This is a genomic window from Pseudidiomarina sp. (assembly GCF_048268165.1).
Classification (GTDB): Bacteria; Pseudomonadota; Gammaproteobacteria; order Enterobacterales; family Alteromonadaceae; genus Pseudidiomarina.
The window spans coordinates 22,430-41,836 of the sequence record NZ_JBLWWA010000003.1 but is presented as its reverse complement, the minus strand read 5'-3'; the positions used below and the strand labels follow the sequence as shown (position 1 = coordinate 41,836).

Genomic DNA, 19,407 nt, shown 5'->3' with positions numbered 1-19,407 from the left:
GTTAGAGCAGCTTATGCTGCTCTAACGTATTTAATAACCTATCTTCGAACTCCATACGCAGTTCAAGCGCCTCACCTAAATTCGATAAGTCACTGTCAAAGCCGTTCAACTTCGTTTCCGGTGTCACGTCGGCGTAGCTATCATTAAAATCTAGTGCAATTTCCGTGGTGTCACTAATTAACGGGAATACTTCTTCAGCTAATGCTCGGGTTGATTCGGGTGCATTCTTACTGTTGCAAATAATTGAGTCGTAAACTTCGAAGTGACCGGACGAAACGTAATCCATCAGTAACCCGCAAAAATTAGATATGTCTTGAGCTGCAGGTAGAGCGTGAGCATCACGCTCATAGGGCGGCAATCCAGCTAGCTTAAAATATTCGATAAGCAGCGCTTGCCGTTCTTGTAACCAGGTGTCCACTGCAGCCTGGGCTCCTCCCCAACGTTGCTTGGCCTGCTCGCTACGTTTTAACATGTTCATCTCCGTTTGATTGATAGCAACCAATCTACTGATGATGCTAAGCTAGCGTCAACTGTTTTCGATTAATCGCGGGCTAATTTACATGAATAAACCCTATCAACGTCCAGCTCAGGATGAACCGGTGTGGTGGTTTGTTATTTCTGGCGGTGAAATTCTTCTTACCGAAGAAAAGCAAATTCCTCATGGCTTGTTGGATGAAATGCCATTTCCTGATCTATCAGAATATAAAACGGTATTCATCGGTGAATTAAGAGAACGTCATTGTTATCTGGTCGTCGCTGATTTTGGTGACACCAATTTTTCTGCGGTTGGTGAGTTTCTTAGTGTGCGTGAGTTAATTATTGGCACCGATACGGAAATGTTTGCTATGGCGGCACGCTCAAAACAAGTTGCAGACTTCCTGTCCACGCACCGATTTTGTGGGCGCTGTGGCTCGCGTATGCAAGCTGTTGACTGGGAAATCGCAATGCATTGTCACAGCTGCCAGCACCGCTGCTACCCACGTATTTCACCATGTATCATTGTGGCCATACGAAAAGGCAGACAAATATTGCTGGCCCGTGGCAAAAGGCATCCAGAGGGACTTTATTCTGTTTTAGCTGGCTTTGTTGAAGCTGGCGAACCATTGGAGCAGACCCTTGAACGTGAAGTGATGGAAGAAGCAGGCGTGCGAATAAAGAACGCCCGATATGTGAGCAGTCAGTCGTGGCCTTTCCCGAACTCGTTAATGATTGGTTATATCGCCGAGTGGGCAAGTGGTGATGTGCGCATTGACCCCTTTGAACTGGAAGAAGGAGGTTGGTACGACATCGATAAATTACCGCGAATTCCTGCGGAAGGCACCATCGCAAATAAATTAATCATGCGGTTAAAAGCTGAAATTGATCAGGAAAGCAAATCCTAATACTGCTAAAATGCGCGCATTAATTAATGGTTAAATTGGATAATCATAGACATGTCTGAATTAAAAAATGATTTGTATCTTCGGGCCTTATTGCGCCAGCCGACAGAACGCACACCTATTTGGATGATGCGCCAGGCTGGGCGTTATTTGCCAGAGTATCGCGAAGTTCGTAAACAAGCCGGCGACTTTATGGCTTTGTGCAAAAATGCTGAGTTAGCCTGTGAAGTGACTTTGCAACCGCTGCGTCGTTTTGCTTTGGATGCAGCCATCTTATTTTCAGACATTTTAACCATTCCGGACGCGATGGGGCTGGGCCTTTATTTTGAAGCTGGAGAAGGACCTAAGTTTGCGCGCCCGGTACGCGATTTAGAGAGCATCAAGAAGCTGGGTGTACCAGATCCTGAGCAAGAGTTGCGCTATGTGATGGATGCCGTGCGCACTATTCGGCGCGAGCTGAATGGTCAAGTGCCACTGATTGGCTTCTCCGGCAGCCCTTGGACACTCGCGACTTATATGGTTGAAGGCGGTAGCACTAAGAATTTCAGTGAAGTTAAAAAGCTGATGTTTAGCGAACCTCAAGCCATGCACATGTTATTAGACAAACTGGCGCAGTCGGTAACTAGTTATTTGAATGCGCAAATTGCTGCAGGTGCTCAGGCGGTTATGATTTTCGACACATGGGGCGGTGTATTAAGCCCACGCGATTATCGCGAATTTTCATTGAATTACATGCAGAAAATTGTCAACGGACTAACCCGTCACGCAGACGGGCGTCAAGTACCCATTACGTTATTCACCAAGAACGGTGGCGCTTGGTTAACAGACATGGCTGCAACCGGTTGTGATGCGCTTGGTGTCGATTGGACCACGGACTTAGGCACCGCTCGCAAAGCGGTAAATGACAAGGTCGCATTGCAAGGCAACATGGACCCAAGCGTGCTGTACGCTCCACCGGCACGAATAGAGGCCGAAGTAGCCACGATACTTGAAAGTTATGGATCAGGTACTGGCCATGTATTTAATCTTGGGCATGGTATTCACCCCGAAGTAAACCCTGACCATGCAGGTGCATTTATTGAAGCTGTCCACAAGCTAAGCCCTGCGTATCACAAGTAATTTACTTTATTTGCGGTAAATCCCGCTTATTGTCGGATAAGCGGGGATGCCCCATCGAATCCCTAGGTTACAATAGTGTCAGACCATGACATGAAGCCGACGTAGTAACCTGAGGGATTTATGGCAGCACGAAATCTTTTTAATCCAATAACTATTTTTGTGGTGATCGCAATCGCTGCGGCCGCCTATTTCTTCGGCTTTGCCGACCCGAATGCCGGCAAAGAAGAGCGCCCACAAAACCCAGTACCTGTTCGTGTGCAAGCTGCGCAAATTAGTGAATTTCGTGATGTTATCGAAGCCCTAGGTACGGCTCAAGCGAATGAATCCATTGTGGTGACCGCTCAAGCACAAGATATCGTTATGGCCGTGCATTTTGATGATGGCGATGTGGTTGAAGCTGGCGACTTGCTAATTGAGCTTGATTCACGTGAAGAAAAAGCTCGTGTGCAAGAATTGAAATTCCGCTTAGCAGAAGCCAATCGTCAATATCAGCGCTTGGTTGATTTACGTCGTCAAAATGCTGCGTCACAGCAACAATTAGAAACTCAAGACGTGCAAGTTAAAGAAATTATCGCAGCGCTTGAAGTGGCCGAAACACAGCTTGCGCAAAAGCGCATCATTGCACCATTTGATGGCCGCCTTGGCATCCGTCACGTCAGTGTCGGTTCATTGGTGTCGCCAGGTGAACAGATAACAACGCTTGATGACGTCACACCAATCAAACTTGATTTCAACGTACCTGAATTGTTTTTTGCTAGCTTGCGCACTGGTCAAAGTGTCGCAGCAAGAAGCGGCGCCTACCCGGGCGAAGAATTTCGTGGTGAAATTTTAAGTATCGACTCTCGCGTCGACCCGTTAACGCGCTCCATTTTGGTACGCGCAACCATTCCCAATGACGATAATAAACTGCGCCCGGGCATGTTGTTACGTGTAAACCTTTTGCGTAGCGTCGATGAGACGATGATTCTGCCTGAGAAGGCGATTGTACCGATTAATGATCGCACCTACGTTTACATCATTGATGCCGAGAACATCGCACGCCAAGTGCCTGTCACTATCGGGCGTCGTAAGCCAGGCATTGTTGAAGTACTGGACGGTATCGAGCCAGGTGACAAGGTGGTAACCGAGGGGATGGTTCGTCTTCGTGACGGTGTTACCGTAACCGTTCGGGAGGGCTAAACGCGATGTTGTTGTCAGATATTTCGGTAAAACGTCCGGTTTTTGCCTCCGTTGTTAATATTTTGCTTATCGTGTTTGGTATTGTTGCCTTTACAATGCTGCCGCTGCGCGAGTATCCAGACATTGATCCGCCGGTTGTGTCGATTGATACCAGTTATACCGGCGCGTCGGCTGATATTGTGGAAACACAAATCACGCAGGTGATAGAAGATCGTATTAGCGGTATTGAAGGCATTAAGAACATCAACTCGAGTAGTCGTAATGGCCGCTCGCGTATCAGCATCGAATTCACTCTAGAACGGGACATAGATGCCGCAGCCAATGATGTTCGTGATCGGGTTTCACGTGTAGTCGATAACTTGCCAGAACAAGTTGACCCGCCCGAAGTTTCCAAAGCCAACTCCGATGAAAGTACGATTGTTTGGTACAACTTACGCAGTGAAACCATGTCGGTGCTTGAACTGACGGATTATGCGGACCGCTATATAGCCGAGAGATTGTCGGTGGTCGACGGTGTTGCTCGCGTCAATTTAGGTGGTGAGCGCCGTTACGCGATGCGCGTTTGGCTCGATCGTGATGCCATGGCGGCTCGTAATATTACAGTTACCGATATCGAAAACCGTTTACGTTCTGAAAACGTTGAATTACCAGCGGGTGAAGTTGAATCAATAGACCGCGAATTCACTGTACGGGTTGCACGTACATATCTAACGCCTGAGCACTTTAAACGCTTAACCATCAAACGTGGCGACAACGGCCAACTGGTTCGCCTCGCAGAAGTAGCTCGTATCGAAATGGGCGCCGAAAACGATAAAACCGATTTCCGTGGTAACGGCATCAACATGGTTGGTGTGGGTATCGTGAAGCAATCGAAAGCGAATACGCTGGAAGTTGTTGAAAATGTTCGTCGCGAAATTGACCAAATATCCCAGACGTTGCCGGAAACAATGTTTATTGTGCCCAGCTATGACTCGTCGATATTCATCAAAGGCTCAATTGACGAAGTATACAACACCCTTGGCATTGCAATGGGTCTGGTGGTTATCGTTATCTACATGTTCCTTGGGAATATTCGCGCTACGTTGATTCCCGCGTTGACGGTACCTGTTGCCATCATCGCATCCTATATCGCGCTGTTCGCGATGGGGTTTTCAATCAACTTATTGACTTTGTTGGCGTTGGTTTTGGCTATCGGTTTGGTGGTAGATGATTCCATTGTTGTACTGGAAAATATTTATCGGCGCATAGAAGCTGGTGAACCGCCGTTATTGGCGGCATATCGTGGGGCGCGTGAAGTCGGCTTTGCTGTAGTTGCCACGACACTTGTATTAATTTCAGTATTTGTCCCACTTGCATTTTTAGACGGTAATATCGGTCAGCTGTTTACCGAGTTTGCGTTGGCGATTGCGGCAGCAGTCGCGTTTTCAAGTATCGCGGCGCTAACCTTATCGCCCATGCTCAGCTCGAAAATTCTGAAAAAGAAAGAGCGTTCCAGCAAATTCGGACTCGTCATCGATAAGGTGTTTGCCTGGGTTGAGTCCGGTTATGTGCGTGTTTTAAAACGTACGCTCGCCTATCCGTGGATGGCAGGCTTATTGGTTATTTTGGCCGGCGTGGTTTCGTACGGCATGATGCAATTTATCGAGCAAGAGTTTGTTCCGCCTGAAGATCGTGGCACCTTTTATGTCATGGTACGAAGTGAAGAAGGAGCCAGCTTCGAGTCGAACTCTGCCAATATGCGTGAGATTGAAAGTATCCTGATGCCGTATATTGATCAGGGCAAAATCGACCGTTTAATTATTCGTTCACCGGGTTGGGGCAACTCGGCGGGGGTCGCGATTGTCGGCGCAATTCCGTTTGAAGAGCGCGAATGGTCCACTTTTGAGCTCATGGATGAAGTTTCAGAACAGCTAAACAATGTTACTGGGGTGCGGGCATTTGCCTTTATGCGCAGTGGAATAAGTGGCGGTAACGGTCGCCCTGTGCAGTTTGTTCTGCAAGGGAATACTTACGAACAGCTCGCTGCGTACCGTGATATTGTCATTGAAAAAGCCAGTCAAAATCCGAACTTAATGGACTTAGACAGTGATTACAAAGCGACTCTACCACAGTTATTAATTCGTATTAATCAGGAGCGGGCATCAGACCTTGGCGTGTCAGTGGGTGATATTGGTCGCACCCTTGAAACCATGTTAGGGCAACGTCGTGCGACAACCTATTTGGACCGCGGCGAAGAGTACGACGTTATCTTGGAAGGCGAACGCGCGGATTACCGGAGCCCAACGGCAATTGACAATATTTATGTGCGCTCGAACAGTTCAAGCCAGTTAATTCCGTTATCGAACTTAGTAACGGTGGAAGAACAAGCCACGTCAGGATCGCTGAATCGGTATAACCGAATGCGCAGCATTACCATTGAAGCGAACTTGGCAGAAGGCTATTCGTTGGGTGAAGCATTAACGTATTTGGAAGAAATCGTGCGCACAGAGTTACCTGATGACGTGAGTATCGACTACAAAGGCGAATCACAGATGTACAAGGAGAGCGGCAGCTCGGTCATCTTTGTCTTTGTGCTGGCATTATTGGTTGCCTATTTGGTGCTTGCGGCCCAGTTTGAGAGCTTTGTGCATCCGTTGGTGATTATGCTGATGGTACCTATCGCATTCTTGGGCGCTATTATTGGGCTGTATGTCACCGGCATGACCATCAATATTTACAGCCAAATTGGTATCGTCATGCTTATCGGTTTAGCGGCTAAGAACGGTATTCTAATTGTTGAGTTTACCAACCAATTGCGTGACGCCGGTATGCAATTTGATGAAGCGATTGTAAAAGGTTCTCAGCAGCGCCTGCGCCCAATTGTCATGACAGCATTCACAACGCTAATGAGCGCTGTTCCGCTGATTCTGGGTTCAGGGCCTGGTGCCGAAAGCCGTATGGTTATTGGTACCGTTATTTTTGCCGGTGTGGCGTTGTCAGCATTTTTAACGATATTTATTATTCCATCGTTATATTCCCTGCTGGCACGAAATACGACTTCGCCAGAGAAAGTTTCTAAAGAGATTGCAGAGTTAGAAGTAAATCATCCAGATACTAAGGGTAACTTAGACGCTTAATCGAGGTGATTTGATTCGCGGGCGTCAACAAAAAGCCCGCTGATCACATTTCGCGCCAGTGATGGGTGGTTGGTGAAGATACCATCAACGCCCATCGCTTTTAAATCACGCATGTCATCCGGCTCATCGACAGTAAACACCAACACTTTCAAACCGCGCTGATGCGCATCATCGACGAATTCTTGTGTCACAAAGTCAACATCGATATGTACGGACCAAGCTTGAAGGGTTTGTGCGAATTGTGCGTAGGTTAGTGGGCAACTGGTCGTGAGCGCACCGATCAGTTGCAGCGGGTGATCGTGCTTGAGTTGGGCTAACCAATGATGATTGAAGCTGGAGACAATGAGCTGTTCGGGCTGGAAATTCGCTTGAGCAACTGCGCGCCTTAAATGGCGGGTTAATCCACGTTTTATATCGGCACCTTTCAGCTCTATATTTACGTGGCAGCGTCCACCAATATAGTCCAATACTTCGTCCAGTGTGGGTATCGTTTGTTGGCCAAATACTTTCAGGGTGCGTAACTGGGCAAGCGTCAAATCTTGTAACCGCCCTTGATGGGCGGTTAAACGTGCTAGATATCTATCGTGAAAGACAATCCACTCGTCTTCAAGAGGATAAACGTCAATCTCAATGCCGTCGGCTTGAGCGTCAAGCGCTTTACTGAATGCCGCTATCGTATTTTCCGGGGCCTCAAAACTCGCACCGCGATGGGCAAAGATTAGCATACTTAGTCGTCGCGCTTACCGAGAAGCTCACCCATACGGGTTACTGATCCGGCTTTCAGGTCATCTTCGAAATCAATGGCATCGTTGGGGAACAGCAGAATGACTGTGGAACCGAGTTTAAAATGCCCCATTTCCTCGCCCTTTTTAAGTGCAATAGCCTGATCACCTGATGCCGGGTATTCCCAAGCATGAACACTGGAGCCACGCGGTGGAGTAACCGTTTCCGACCACACGGTACCAATACTGGCAACAATGGTCGCACCAACCAACACCATTGCAAACTTACCAAATTCACCATCAAAAATAGCGACAACCCGCTCATTGCGGGCAAATAAATTCGGTACATGCGCAACCGTAAGTGGGTTAACTGAGTACAGGTCACCGGGTACGTAAACCATTTTGCGTAAAACGCCATCGCATGGCATATGAATGCGATGATAATCTTTGGGGGCTAAATAAATCGTTGCAAAATCACCTTCGCGAAACGCATGAGCATCGCGCGGGTCACCACCAACTAATTCAGTAAGGCTATAGTCGTGACCCTTCGCTTGAAATATACGGCCTTCTTCAATATCGCCAAGCTGGCTAATCGCACCATCAACAGGGTGAGCGAACTGATTGGCCTTATCGGCTTTAAGAGGTCGCAATTCCGGTTTCAAGTGTCGGGTAAAAAACTCATTGAAGGTTTTGTACGCGCGAGGATTTTCATGCACCGCCTCACTCATATCAATTTTGTACTGACGAATGAACCAGCGAATAAACATTTGTGTAAACCAACCAGCACGAGCGGCGGCAAATTTACCCACCAAGCGTGAAAGGGCATGTTTAGGTAGCCAATGTTGCAATTGAATTTTCGCGCGATCCCAGTTCACGTTTTTTTACCTCTAGACGTTGCTCGCGATGGCTTCTTAATGGCCATCGACTCAATAATTTTGTGGAAATTGTACAGCCGAAGCGCGTGCAGTTCACCTGATTCTAACCCTTCTTGGAGTGCACAGCCTGGGTCATCTATGTGTTTACAGTCGCGAAACTTACATTGGCCTAAGTATGGACGAAAATCTTTATAGCACCAAGCGACCCGTTCTGGGTCCAGATGCCACAGGGCGAACTCTCGAATACCCGGTGAATCGATCAGTACACCGCCAGTTGGAACAACATAACGGGTTGCCACTGTGGTGGTGTGCTGACCTAATCCTGAATTATCTGACACCGGGCTTACTTCGGCGTCAATGTTTGGTAATAACGCATTAACTAACGAGGACTTACCTACGCCTGATTGGCCGACAACAATTGAGACATGACCATCGAGCAATTGTTGCAATGCGCTTAACGACTCTGGCTGTTTAGCACTCACTTCCAGAACTTCGTACCCGATGGCTCGGTAAACGGCGAGAGCTTCAGCAATGTCGCGCTGCTCTTCAGGTGTGAGTGTTGCTGTTAAATCAGCTTTATTGAGCACAATAACAGGGGTAACTTCTATGTCTTCGCAGGCGACTAAATAGCGGTCAATAATTTGCGAAGAAAAGGCAGGCAACACGCTCGAGATAATTAAGATCTGATCGACGTTTGCAGCAACAGGTTTAACGCCGTCGTAATAATCGGGGCGGCTTAATAGCGAACGCCGAGGCTGCACGGCCTCAATAACGCCAGCAATGTCATCTGAGCGCTGTTTAAAACGACGCCAAACCACCTTGTCACCGCACACCAAGGACTCGACAGCACGTCGAATGTGGCAGCGCAGTGCGGGCTCGGAGTCGGTACAAATGATCGCTTGCTGACCGAATCGACTCACGACAATACCGGCTTCAGAATTTTCTAGCACGGCATCTGGAACGTCGAGCTCGTTATCCGAACGGTGAATTCGCTTCTCTTGATTCGAGCGAATGCGACGCAATTGTCCTTTATTCAGTTTTCGCTGTTTTGCCATCAATTAAATTCCAGTTCATACTGGCAACGATCATACATTATTAAGCACAATAGTGCCTGAACTTAATTGTAATCAAATAAGGTACCTTGAATGAGCGCAAGCGCAGAACGGCTGATTTGGATTGACTTGGAAATGACGGGCTTAACGCCTGATTATGACCATATTATTGAAATTGCGACAATCGTAACCGACTATGATCTTAACGTACTGGCCGAAGGACCCGTAATCGCGGTACATCAGTCGGCCGAAAACTTGAAAAAAATGGACGACTGGAATGTTACCACGCATACTAATTCTGGACTGGTCGAGCGCGTTCAAGCGAGCAAAATTGATGAGCAAGCAGCGAGCACTGCAACCATCGAGTTTTTGCAACAATGGGTAACGCCGGGAAGCTCACCAATGTGCGGCAACAGTATTTGTCAGGACCGCCGTTTTTTGGCGAAGCACATGCCCGAACTTGAAGCTTATTTTCATTATCGTAACCTTGATGTCAGTACCTTAAAACAGCTCGCAAAATACTGGGCACCAACAGTTGCAGAGGGTTTGACTAAACAAGGTGCGCATACAGCATTGGCAGATATTCGAGAATCTATTGAAGAACTAAAGTATTACCGTACGCACTTATTTAAATAATAATAACAACAACAAGGAAGCTTAAGCTCGTGTTGAAACTTCTTATTGCTGGAGGTTTGGTGGTAATCCTAGGGTTCACCTTTGGCCCGCCGAAATACGTGGCTTTTGTTGATCATCAAAAGCGCATTGAAACAGTTTATGGCGAGCAAGATGCTTATCTTGCTTGGCATGTGAATCGTTGGCTACCGGTGCAAGCCTTTGCGGAATTGGTTTGGTACGCACCTTCGGTTGACAATGAGCAGCCACTAACAGAGTTGGAAATAAAACAAGCAGCTGTACCTTTTTCCTTGCCGGGTAGCTGGTTTTCAAACTACATATGGTGGTTGCTTCCCCCATTGTTGTGGGGCGGGCAAAGACTCTTTGGTTTCGGTTTTTTTGCTTGGCGGCAGGTACGCTCGCATCAACGTCATTTCTATTTGGCTGAACGACGCAATACCATCATTGCGTATGAATCCTTTTTAAAACAAACCCAAGATGTTCCTCACAAGCCTTACCGTTTGCGCCGCAAAGCCAAGCAAGCACGCGAGCAACTTTACGATCTCTACATTGAATCACTGGTTCGTGCATCCATGAATGACGAAGAGCGTGTATTAAATGGTGTTGTGGCCAAAATGCTGGCGTTCAATCGTGACCATAATCAGCGGTTCATGCCGCTGCAATTGCATATGGAACCCGGTTTCAAGGCGCAGATGCGCGGCACGCTAACGCGGTTTAGTAAATTCGAAGGCTATTTTGAAGAGCGCATGAGCCAATCGGCGAAACAATGGTTGCTCGAAGTTCACGGCTCAGGCGTACCGAGTATGTCCGAACTTTATGAGGATTGGGACGGCAGAGCACGAAATTGTGCTAAGGCTATATTAACGGCTCGGAAGTGGCAGCCACTAACCGCGCTACGCGAAAGCTTCAGAGATTATGCGAAAGATACGATTTTACGCGTGTTAGGAAAGGCCGCGTCAGCACGAAATCGTGATGATCTGGCGCGGATCGCCGAGGCGTATATGACCTATTCGGTGTACCGATATTTACCCGTTGATGCGAAATTAAATGATTATGAACAGGACTACAAACGGCTCATCGGTAAACGTATTGCTCAGGTTATTTCGGCTTACTTCCCACAAGAAATAACCACCAATGGCGTGAAACCTGATTTGTTTTTGAATCCATCTTTTCGTCATGACAGTCATATGGCCAAATTGAGCATTGAGTTGGTATTTGAGAACAAAGTGATGCCCGATGGTATGCCTTTAGTAAGTAATGCATTTTACATCAGTATGCCAGGGGAAGAATTGCAGCGCTTAGAGGGGCTCGAACATAAACTTTCGGCAAGTAAAGAAAAGGAGCACAAGTCATGATTATGCGCATGTTCTTGCTGTTATTTTTCGTTTTGGTATCAGCACCTGTCGTCGCACAAAGTCCTGAGAACTCGTCGTTACAGCAGTTGCGCTGTGAACTTCACCGGTGGATTGTGCGGTTTGATGTCATCACCAATTGGCTGACTGCAGTTGAGAAAAACGCGTTAGTTTTCGTAAATAAACAAGGTGATGCTGTTGCTGCTCCATTTCCAATAGCTTGGGAAATGGCTGAGGGGTGCTCCGCAGGTGCTCAAAAACCGAGCGGACAAACGCAAAACAATAAAAAATAGGTTGACGAAAACAGGTGAATCCGTAAAATACGCCCTCGTTAACACATGCGAGAATAGCTCAGCTGGTAGAGCACAACCTTGCCAAGGTTGGGGTCGCGAGTTCGAATCTCGTTTCTCGCTCCAAATTCTAAAAAACCCGAAAGCTTAAAAACTTTCGGGTTTTTTATTGCCTATTAAATATATTCGTTTTACCGTATATATGAAAAATCGAATGTATAGGTAGCGCAATATCATGAAAATTCTATTTTTATGCACGGCTAACTCAGCACGCTCAGTCATGGCTGAAGCAATAACGCGTCAATTTGCAGGTGACGCGATAGAGGTTTACAGTGCAGGAACTGCACCCACCCAAGTTGAGCCAGAAGCTTTAGCAGCGCTGCAAAGTTTGAACTTAAACACTGAGGGCTTGCGCTCAAAATCAGTTGATGACCTACCAGATATTCGATTCGATTACGTGATTAGTCTTTGCGATAGAGCACGAACTGAGTGCCAGGCAAGTTTTCAAGGCATGAATTTTATTGCGTGGGACTTCCCTGATCCAGTTGCCAGCCCCAGTGCTGATGCGTTTAAGCGGACAGCGCAAGAGTTAAGCGAACGCATTCGTATGTTTTTGCTGATTATACGTAAGCGCATGCAGCAGCCTCATCTGTTTAATACGCCCGAAGATTTTTTCAAGATTATGGCAGACCCGCTGCGGCTGACTATGATCTTAATGTTAGACAAACATCATGAACTCTGTGTTTGTGACTTTGTGGATGCAACGGGAATGTCACAACCCAAAGTGTCTAGGCACCTTGCCCAACTGCGGGAATACGGTTTACTGATTGATAGAAAAGAGCAGCGCTGGGTGCATTATCAATTAAATACAGGAATGCCTGATTGGATGCGGCGGGTTATTGCACTGACCGCGCAACACAATCCTCACCTGCAACAGGACGTGAAAAATGGGTGTATTTGAATACTGTGAAGACCATTAAGGAGTAGCACATGACAATTAAAGTAGGCATAAATGGCTTAGGGCGTATCGGGCGGTTAGCCTTGCGCATTGCATGGGAAAATCAAGCACTAGAAATAGTCAAAGTGAATGATCCCGGCGCAGACGCAGCCACGTTTGCCCATTTATTGAATTTCGATTCGGTGCACGGTCGTTGGCAGCACGAAGCTGCAGCTGATGGTTCCGAATTGGTCATAGGTAATAAACGCATCGCCTTTAGTCAGTGCAAAACCATTGCTGAAAATGACTGGAGCGGTTGCGATATCGTGCTGGAAGCGTCTGGCAAAATGAAGACAGTGGAAGTTCTCAATACCTACCTTGAGCAGGGCGTAAAGCGTGTTGTAGTGTCTGCTCCGGTGAAAGAGGCTGGCGCGCTTAATATTGTGGTTGGGGTAAACGATCATCTGTTTGATCCAGCTAAGCACCGTATTGTTACAGCGGCGTCGTGTACCACCAACTGTTTGGCGCCGGTGGTTAAAGTATTGCAAGACAAGATTGGTATTAAACACGCGTCAATTACTACGATTCATGACTTAACCAACACCCAAAGTATTCTTGATGCGCCGCATAAAGATTTACGCCGAGCACGTGCGTGCGGTATGAGTTTGATACCGACCTCGACCGGGTCAGCCACCGCAATTGTGGAAATATTCCCTGAACTGAAAGGTAAAATCGACGGCCACGCCGTTCGCGTGCCGTTAGCGAATGCCTCACTGACTGATTGCGTATTTGAAGTGAAGCAGCCAACCTCAGTGGAAGAAATCAATGGCTGGTTGAAAGAGGCTGCAGATGGGCCACTAGCAGGTATTCTCGGTTATGAAGAACGGCCATTGGTTTCAATTGATTATAAAACAGACCCGCGTTCGAGCATTATTGATGCGTTGTCGACCAAGGTAATTAATGGCACGCATGTGAAAATATATGCGTGGTATGACAATGAATGGGGTTACGCCAACCGCACCGTTGAATTGATTGAGATGGTTGGCTGATGCTGGCCAACTTATCCCCAGCAATTCGCCAGTACATGTTAGTAACGGGCAACTATTGGGCGTTTACATTAACCGATGGTGCGCTACGTATGTTGGTGGTTTTGCACTTTCACCAGTTGGGTTATAGCGCGCTTGAAGTGGCCATGCTGTTCTTGTTTTACGAATTCTTCGGCATTGTAACCAATCTGTTTGGTGGATGGCTAGGGGCTCGTTGGGGCCTGAACCGCACCATGAATATCGGCTTAGGCGTGCAAATCGTTGCGCTAACAATGTTACTTGTGCCGAGTTCCATGCTAACCGTGGTGTGGGTCATGATTGCGCAAGCGTTGTCGGGAATCGCCAAAGATCTCAACAAAATGAGCGCTAAAAGCACCATAAAGTTACTGGTGCCAGATTCCCAGCAGGGGCAATTGTATAAATGGGTTGCACTGCTAACCGGCTCCAAAAACACCTTGAAAGGCGTTGGCTTCTTCCTAGGTGGGTTGCTGTTAACACTTATTGGTTTTCAAGGCGCAGTGTTGGCGATGGCCATTATGTTGGCGTTGGTTTGGGTGAGTAGCCTGATCTTTTTAGAAAAAGAAAGTGGTAAAGCAAAGTTCAAACCCAAATTCACAGATCTACTCTCAAAAAGTAAACCCATTAATATTTTATCAGGCGCACGTTTCCTATTATTTGGCGCCCGTGACGTTTGGTTTGTGGTTGCTCTGCCGGTATTTTTAGCAAGTCAATTGAATTGGAGTCATTGGCAGGTAGGCAGCTTTTTGGCGTTATGGGTTATCGGCTATGGTGTTGTGCAGGGGCTAGCACCCAGATTTACCCGAAGTGGTGAGACAGCGCCGCGCAAACAAGCTGTAGTATGGGGAGCCTTACTCACGTTAAGCCCATTTTTATTGGCGCTTGCGTTGTGGCAAAGCTTACCAACTGCCAGCAGTATCATGGTCGGTTTGGGTCTGTTTGGGGTGTTATTCGCGATTAATTCGTCATTGCATAGCTTTCTGATTGTTTCATATTCGCGCACCGATGGCGTGTCCTTGGATGTGGGTTTTTATTACATGGCGAACGCGGCAGGCCGTCTTCTTGGAACCGTATTATCGGGCTGGGTTTACCAACAGTGGGGCTTAATGGCTTGTTTGATCATTTCGTGCGTTTTGTTGCTTTGGTCAACCATTGCGATAAGCTTCTTACCTGACCGTGAGCAACGCTTGACATCTTGAGGCCAATGTATAGAATGCCCCCTCTTAATTTGATGCGAGAATAGCTCAGCTGGTAGAGCACAACCTTGCCAAGGTTGGGGTCGCGAGTTCGAATCTCGTTTCTCGCTCCAAAATTCAAAGCCCTGAATGCACTGAGTGCTTCAGGGCTTTTTTATTCCGGCTTATCCAGATTTATCCAGATAATTAACACGGGTTTACGCCACGGTTGCAGTTCGGTGCGCCCGCTTTCGATATGCACAGTGGTAGCAAGAAACTCGGTGCCGTGTGCCATAAAAGCATCGGTTAGTATATGGCTTACGTTCGTAGTGCTTGCATGCTGGCGCAATGCGCTAAAACCCTCGGTGGCGATTAAACCCTCAACTTCTTTTGGCGTTGGTAAACGCCAATGACTGTTTTCTCGTAACATTTGCCTGGCATCGTAAGCCGACAACAGCACAACAGTCCCCTGACAACCTTGCGCTGTTGGCTGTTGACCGTGCCAGCACGATTCCCAATGCGGCGTGCCAGCCCAAGCGACGGGCATACAAAGAATCACCCCTAATGCGCTCAGAATTGTCTTCATTAAAACTCCTTGAGCATGGCCCAAAAAATCCAAATCCAAGCCACAATAAAGCAGACACCACCAATGGGTGTAATGGGGCCAAAAAACTTGATGCCGGTTAGCGCAAGTAAGTACAGGCTACCTGAGAACAAGATAATTCCGGCCAACATAATCCATCCTCCGGTGCGCAGGCCTGAGGCGTTCGGGTACGGAATTAGCAGTACAGCCACCATGAGTAACCCTAAGGCATGGTAAATTTGGTATTGCACGCCAGTTTGAAACACTTGGAGCATGTCAGGACTAATAATTTTCTGTAATCCATGTGCCCCAAATGCGCCAAGAATTACCCCTAACGCCATATTGATTGCACCAAGCATAACGAATACTTTCATACTATGTTTAAACTCAGGTTTGTGAATGACCGTTAAAATGTACCCCAAAAGGAATCACTATGCTCGTTCAAAGTGCGCATGAAGCGTTGCAAATTCTCGAAGACAACGATGTTATCTGGTGTCAATCAATGGCGGCCACGCCTTACAAATTGCTTGATGGACTGGCTGACGTTGCGATGCAACGAGAAAACTTAACCTTGCTGCAGTTGCACACTGAACACAGCGAAGTATTGAATAATCCACAATTAAAGGGGCACTTGCGCCAACGTGCTTTTTTTGTTGGTAAATCAACACGATCAGCGGTTAATGAAGGCTTAGCCGATTATGTCCCCATGTTTTTGTCAGAAATTCCTAAGTTATTCCGTTCCGGTGAGCAAAAGCTTGATGCCGTATTAATTCAAGTGTCCGCGCCAGACGCACACGGCAATTGCAGTTTAGGTATCTCTGTTGAAGCAACACGCGCAGCGTTGCAAGTAGCGCGCAAGGTTATTGCTTGGGTTAATCCGCGCATGCCGCGTACGCATGGTGATTCATTTATTTCACTGAAACAGATTGATCGTTATTTTGAATTCGAAGCGCCGTTGCCACTGCATGCGCAACCAAAACAATCAGACGTCACCACACAGATAGGCCAGCGCGTTGCCTCGCTGATCAACGATGGTGACTGTCTGCAAATGGGTATTGGCGCGATTCCAGACGCGACATTGCGTTGTCTCGGTAACCATCGCGACTTGGGCATTCATACCGAGATGTTTTCGGATGGGGTACTGCCGTTAGTCGAGAGCGGGGTGATTAACAATTCGCGCAAACGCAAGCATCGTGGGCGTATTGTCACCACGTTTGCAATGGGCAGTCAGCAATTATATGACTTTGTTGATGATAATCCGTTAGTGGCATTTTTGGATGTTGAATATACCAATGACACTTCGGTGATTCGACAAAACAAACAAGTGATGGCAATTAATAGTGCGCTGCAGATCGATTTAAGCGGTCAAGTTTGCGCCGACTCGATGGGAACTAAAATATATTCAGGTGTGGGTGGGCAGATGGATTTTGTGCGTGGCGCTAGCTTATCTGAGGGGGGACGCTCGGTGATTGCGTTACCTGCAACAGCTTGTGGCGGCAGTGTGTCGCGTATCAGCAGCATGCTGAATCCGGGAGCGGGCGTGGTAACCACTCGCGCGCATGTGCACTATGTGGTGACCGAGTATGGAGTTGCCAATCTTCGCGCAAAAAGCTTAACCGAACGGGCTGAAGCATTGATTAATATTTCAGCACCGCAGTTTCGCGAAGTATTAGCCAAGCAAGCATGGAATGACTGGGGTCTAAGAGTGCGTACCTCCTAAGAGGTACTCACTAATGCCCAATAGCCACACCCCCCTTAGTGACATAGATCAAAATTTAATCATTGGCTAGGCTTAACATCAGACAGGGTAGTCCCATATCGAGAGTGTCCAGAGGAGGACGTCTGATGAAAACTAATGTTGTTAGAAAGCTGTACCCGAAATTATCTATGCTCGCAGTAGCAACCGGGATGCTTCTGACTGCCGGAAGCACGGTTGCTTATGCGTCGGATGATGGAAAAAAAGCTTACGAGGCGAACTGCCAAGCTTGCCACCAGCTAACCGGCAAAGGTTTGCCGGGCGCTTTTCCCCCACTTGCAGGTAACCCAAATGTTACCGGCGACAAATTGCATGTGGTGCGGACCATTCTGCAAGGTATGTCCGGGCCACTTGAAGTAAACGGCCAAAAGTTCAATGCAATGATGCCACCCATGCAACATATTAGCGATGACGATATTGCAGATATTGCTAACTATGTTCTAAGCAGTTGGGGCAATAGTGGCGGCGAGGTTAGTGACGACGACGTTGCAAAGGTTCGGGCTGACCTTGGTTTGAAAGATCGTGCAGAAGGCCAGCCTCACCAAGGGTCAACGGCAGCGGAAGTATCATACAAAGGCGCACCTTCAGCAGTTTCAGGGGGCAAAATGATGCGCACTCCGGGCGCGCCAGATATCAGTGAAGAAGAGTTCGCAAAAGCCCAGGAAATCTATTTTCAACGCTGTGCGGGGTGTCATGGTGTATTGCGTAAGGGCGCTACAGGCCTTCCGTTAACCACCGATATCACACAGCGAAAAGGCACCGACTATCTGAAGGCGCTGATTAACTTCGGTTCGCCCGGTGGTATGCCGAACTGGGGTACGTCGGGTGAATTGTCAGAACAGGACATTGATCTGATGGCGCGCTTCCTGCAACACGAGCCACCGACACCTCCGGAATGGGGCATGAAAGACATGAAAGGCTCGTGGGTTGTTCATGTGAAACCAGAAGACCGCCCGAAGAAGCCGCAGCATAATTACGATGTCGATAACATGTTTGCGGTAACTCTGCGCGATGCCGGTGAAGTTGCCATCATCGATGGTGCGAGTAAGAAGGTACTCAACTATGTGAAAACGGGTTATGCCGTGCACATTTCGCGCGCATCAAGCTCGGGTCGGTATTTCACGACGATAGGTCGCGATGGGAAAATCGATTTGATCGATTTATACATGAACCCACCACAAGTGGTTGCAGAAATTAAGATTGGCCTGGAAGCGCGTTCAGTTGAGAACTCACGCTACAAGGGCTACGAGGACAAAATTGCCATTGCTGGCGCCTATTGGCCACCGCACTATGTTTTGATGGATGGTCAAACGCTTGAGCCGCACAAAATCGTGTCGACTCGTGGCATGACTGTGGATACTCAGGAGTACCACCCAGAACCTCGTGTTGCAGCGATTGTTGGTTCGCATAAGCACCCTGAATTTATCGTGAATGTTAAAGAAACCGGGCAGATTAAACTGGTTAATTATTCAGACATCGATAACTTGCAGGTAACCACTATTGATGCTGCGCCGTTCTTGCATGATGGCGGTTGGGATCGCTCAGGCCGTTACTTTATGACCGCAGCGAATGAGAACGACACCATCGCTGTAGTGGATGCGCTCGACCGTGAATTAGAAGCATTAATTCCGGTTAAACGTATTCCTCATCCAGGCCGCGGCGCGAACTTTGTCGATCCGAAATACGGCCCTGTATGGGCCACCAGTGCATTAGGTAATGCGGATATTACCTTGATAGGCACGGACCCAGAAAAGCACAAAGACAACGCTTTTAAGGTTGTCCGTGTACTTGAAGGGCAAGGTGGTGGTTCGTTGTTTATCAAAACCCATCCGAAATCTACAAATCTTTGGGTAGATACGCCGTTTAACCCTGACGCGAAAGTTTCTCAGTCTGTTGCTGTGTTTAACATCAACGATTTAGAAGCCGGTTACCAAACATTGCCAATCGCCGAATGGGCAGATTTAGGCGAGGGCCCCAAGCGCATCGTGCAGCCAGAGTACAACATGGCAGGTGACGAGGTGTGGTTTTCTGTTTGGAGTGGTCAGGAAGAGCAATCGGCCATCGTTATCGTTGACGATAAAACACGCAAACTGAAACACGTTATCAAAGGCGAGAGAATGATTACGCCAACAGGCAAATTCAACAATTACAACACACGGAACGAGGTGTATTAAG

General features: G+C 47.6%; 18 protein-coding genes and 2 tRNA genes. 14 read left to right on the top strand and 6 right to left on the bottom strand.

The window, feature by feature from the left end; genetic code table 11:
* Position 1: 1 nt before the first annotated feature.
* Positions 2-472, bottom strand: a complete 471-nt coding sequence (gene rsd / locus ACN0UY_RS08525) for a sigma D regulator (protein ID WP_417666250.1) — start codon at positions 470-472, stop codon at positions 2-4.
* An 88-nt stretch (positions 473-560) separates the two neighbouring features.
* Here rsd and nudC point away from each other — a divergent pair, with 88 nt between their 5' ends.
* The 4 genes from nudC (at position 561) to ACN0UY_RS08505 (ending at position 6,793) form a co-directional block, all read left to right on the top strand.
* The gene (nudC, locus tag ACN0UY_RS08520) at positions 561-1,382 is read left to right on the top strand and encodes an NAD(+) diphosphatase (RefSeq protein WP_417666249.1); all 822 of its coding nucleotides are present in this window, start codon (positions 561-563) and stop codon (positions 1,380-1,382) included.
* Between the two features lie 51 nt (positions 1,383-1,433).
* Positions 1,434-2,498 carry a uroporphyrinogen decarboxylase gene (hemE, locus tag ACN0UY_RS08515; RefSeq protein WP_417666248.1) on the top strand — a complete coding sequence of 355 codons (1,065 nt, stop codon included), beginning with the start codon at positions 1,434-1,436 and terminating at the stop codon, positions 2,496-2,498.
* A 120-nt stretch (positions 2,499-2,618) separates the two neighbouring features.
* Positions 2,619-3,677 (top strand): efflux RND transporter periplasmic adaptor subunit, encoded by a 1,059-nt coding sequence (locus ACN0UY_RS08510; protein ID WP_417666247.1) that lies wholly within the window; start codon positions 2,619-2,621, stop codon positions 3,675-3,677.
* 5 nt (positions 3,678-3,682) lie between these two features.
* Positions 3,683-6,793, top strand: coding sequence for an efflux RND transporter permease subunit (locus ACN0UY_RS08505; RefSeq protein WP_417666246.1), 3,111 nt, complete (start codon positions 3,683-3,685; stop codon positions 6,791-6,793).
* Here ACN0UY_RS08505 and ACN0UY_RS08500 read toward each other — a convergent pair.
* From ACN0UY_RS08500 to rsgA, 3 genes are read right to left on the bottom strand one after another with little or no spacing between them, the layout of a single operon-like run.
* Positions 6,790-7,518, bottom strand: a complete 729-nt coding sequence (locus tag ACN0UY_RS08500; protein ID WP_417666245.1) for a glycerophosphodiester phosphodiesterase — start codon at positions 7,516-7,518, stop codon at positions 6,790-6,792. The genes ACN0UY_RS08505 and ACN0UY_RS08500 overlap by 4 nt on opposite strands.
* A 2-nt stretch (positions 7,519-7,520) precedes the next feature.
* Positions 7,521-8,390 carry an archaetidylserine decarboxylase gene (gene asd / locus ACN0UY_RS08495; protein ID WP_417666244.1) on the bottom strand — a complete coding sequence of 290 codons (870 nt, stop codon included), beginning with the start codon at positions 8,388-8,390 and terminating at the stop codon, positions 7,521-7,523.
* Positions 8,387-9,445 carry a small ribosomal subunit biogenesis GTPase RsgA gene (rsgA, locus tag ACN0UY_RS08490; protein ID WP_417666243.1) on the bottom strand — a complete coding sequence of 353 codons (1,059 nt, stop codon included), beginning with the start codon at positions 9,443-9,445 and terminating at the stop codon, positions 8,387-8,389. Before rsgA ends, asd begins: the two co-directional genes overlap by 4 nt.
* A 90-nt stretch (positions 9,446-9,535) precedes the next feature.
* Here rsgA and orn point away from each other — a divergent pair, with 90 nt between their 5' ends.
* From orn to ACN0UY_RS08450, 8 genes are all read left to right on the top strand, one after another.
* Positions 9,536-10,078 carry an oligoribonuclease gene (gene orn / locus ACN0UY_RS08485; protein WP_417666242.1) on the top strand — a complete coding sequence of 181 codons (543 nt, stop codon included), beginning with the start codon at positions 9,536-9,538 and terminating at the stop codon, positions 10,076-10,078.
* A gap of 29 nt (positions 10,079-10,107) precedes the next feature.
* Positions 10,108-11,430, top strand: a complete 1,323-nt coding sequence (locus ACN0UY_RS08480; RefSeq protein WP_417666241.1) for a hypothetical protein — start codon at positions 10,108-10,110, stop codon at positions 11,428-11,430.
* Positions 11,427-11,720: a hypothetical protein gene (locus ACN0UY_RS08475; protein ID WP_417666240.1), complete on the top strand. Its 294-nt coding sequence runs from the start codon at positions 11,427-11,429 to the stop codon at positions 11,718-11,720. Before ACN0UY_RS08480 ends, ACN0UY_RS08475 begins: the two co-directional genes overlap by 4 nt.
* A gap of 47 nt (positions 11,721-11,767) precedes the next feature.
* Positions 11,768-11,843, top strand: a tRNA-Gly gene (locus ACN0UY_RS08470).
* A 109-nt stretch (positions 11,844-11,952) separates the two neighbouring features.
* On the top strand, positions 11,953-12,678 hold the full coding sequence (locus tag ACN0UY_RS08465; protein ID WP_417666239.1) for a metalloregulator ArsR/SmtB family transcription factor: 726 nt from the start codon (positions 11,953-11,955) through the stop codon (positions 12,676-12,678).
* Between the two features lie 29 nt (positions 12,679-12,707).
* The gene (locus tag ACN0UY_RS08460) at positions 12,708-13,703 is read left to right on the top strand and encodes an ArsJ-associated glyceraldehyde-3-phosphate dehydrogenase (RefSeq protein ID WP_417666238.1); all 996 of its coding nucleotides are present in this window, start codon (positions 12,708-12,710) and stop codon (positions 13,701-13,703) included.
* The gene (gene arsJ, locus ACN0UY_RS08455) at positions 13,703-14,917 is read left to right on the top strand and encodes an organoarsenical effux MFS transporter ArsJ (protein ID WP_417666237.1); all 1,215 of its coding nucleotides are present in this window, start codon (positions 13,703-13,705) and stop codon (positions 14,915-14,917) included. Before ACN0UY_RS08460 ends, arsJ begins: the two co-directional genes overlap by 1 nt.
* Positions 14,918-14,951: 34 nt before the next feature.
* Positions 14,952-15,027: transfer RNA gene (locus ACN0UY_RS08450), tRNA-Gly, on the top strand.
* Between the two features lie 41 nt (positions 15,028-15,068).
* Here the strand turns inward: ACN0UY_RS08450 and ACN0UY_RS08445 are convergent.
* A complete protein-coding gene (locus ACN0UY_RS08445) occupies positions 15,069-15,479 on the bottom strand; it encodes a hypothetical protein (protein WP_417666236.1) in 411 nt (136 codons plus the stop codon).
* Positions 15,479-15,850 (bottom strand): DUF423 domain-containing protein, encoded by a 372-nt coding sequence (locus ACN0UY_RS08440; RefSeq protein WP_128353019.1) that lies wholly within the window; start codon positions 15,848-15,850, stop codon positions 15,479-15,481. The genes ACN0UY_RS08445 and ACN0UY_RS08440 overlap by 1 nt, the downstream gene beginning before the upstream one ends.
* Before the next feature lie 59 nt (positions 15,851-15,909).
* Here ACN0UY_RS08440 and ACN0UY_RS08435 point away from each other — a divergent pair, with 59 nt between their 5' ends.
* Together ACN0UY_RS08435 and ACN0UY_RS08430 are read left to right on the top strand one after the other, a co-directional pair.
* Positions 15,910-17,196: an acetyl-CoA hydrolase/transferase family protein gene (locus ACN0UY_RS08435; protein ID WP_417666235.1), complete on the top strand. Its 1,287-nt coding sequence runs from the start codon at positions 15,910-15,912 to the stop codon at positions 17,194-17,196.
* Positions 17,197-17,321: 125 nt separating this feature from the next.
* The gene (locus tag ACN0UY_RS08430) at positions 17,322-19,406 is read left to right on the top strand and encodes a cytochrome D1 domain-containing protein (RefSeq protein WP_417666234.1); all 2,085 of its coding nucleotides are present in this window, start codon (positions 17,322-17,324) and stop codon (positions 19,404-19,406) included.
* The last annotated feature ends 1 nt before the right edge of the window (position 19,407 follow it).